Genomic DNA, 1,028 nt, shown 5'->3' on the forward strand with positions numbered 1-1,028 from the left:
GATGCCGCGGGCGCCGTCCGCGGCCGCGCCGAGGGCGAGGGCGCCGTACGCGTCGCCGATGACAGCGATGCCGTCGACGGCTCCGCGGCGGGCGGGCGCCGACTCGTCGAGGATCAGCCGGTCCGCGGCATCCGTCGCCACCAGGTCGGGCGCCTCGACGTCGGGCCAGCGGCGGAGCGCGTCGAGCGAGAAGGTCATCGCTCAACCGTAGATCGCCGTCACCCGGGAATACGACCGGAGGGGATCCGTTGAACTTGATACGGCTGTGCTCAAGTCCGTAAACTTGATAGCACCTCACTCAAGTTCAGGAGAGATGGAATGCCCGAAGACCTCACCCCCTCGGCCGGCGACGATGCGCGTTCGTTCGACGAGTTCCTCGCGCGCTACCTCGCGGGCGAGCGCGCCCGCGTCGAGCGCTCGATCGACCTCAGCCGCTTCCTCGGCGCGCGCACGCAGCAGCTGCTGCAGCGCGCTGGAACGTACGCGCTCGAGCGCGGTCAGCGCGAGCTTGACGCACTGCACGTGCTGAGGGTGCTCGCCGCGGAGGCTCCCGCCAAGGACGCCATCGAGCGCATCGGCGCCGATGCCCGCGCCATCGTGCGCGCCACCGAGGAGCGCCTGCCTTCCGCTTCGAGCCCTGCCGACGTCGACGGCGCGGTCGTGACGCCGTCGGTGCAGCGCGCGCTGTTCCACGCCTTCCAGGTGGCCCGCTCGTCGGGCTCGACCTACGTCGACCCCGAGCACCTCTTCTTCGCGCTCGTGCTCGCGCAGGACACGCCCGCCGGCCAAGTGCTGGCGCGTGCCGGCGTCACCGCCGAGGCCCTCACGCAGGGCGCACGCGAGACCGTGGCGGCCAGCGGTGCGGCCGCCTCGGACGACGAGGCGGATCCCGGTCGGCGGGGCGCATCCGACACCCCCCTGCTCGACACGTACGGCACCGACCTCACCGCGCTGGCGGCGGCTGGTCGGCTCGACCCCGTGATCGGGCGCGCGGACGAGATCGAGCAGACCATCGAGATCCTCAGCCG

At 72.4% G+C, this 1,028-nt stretch carries 1 protein-coding gene and 1 pseudogene; one reads left to right on the forward strand and one right to left on the reverse strand.

What is annotated here, in order from left to right:
* A pseudogene (locus tag EIO58_RS18490) lies at nt 1–198 on the reverse strand (SAM-dependent methyltransferase); the annotation flags it as partial.
* Nucleotides 199–318: 120 nt separating this feature from the next.
* On the opposite strand from EIO58_RS18490, the gene EIO58_RS18495 reads away from it, so the two are divergent.
* On the forward strand, nt 319–1,028 hold a 710-nt coding region (locus tag EIO58_RS18495), incomplete at its 3' end, for an ATP-dependent Clp protease ATP-binding subunit (RefSeq protein ID WP_164861895.1).

Origin of the sequence: Microbacterium sp. CPCC 204701, from assembly GCF_004010105.1 — a bacterium.
Lineage (GTDB): Bacteria > Actinomycetota > Actinomycetes > Actinomycetales > Microbacteriaceae > Microbacterium.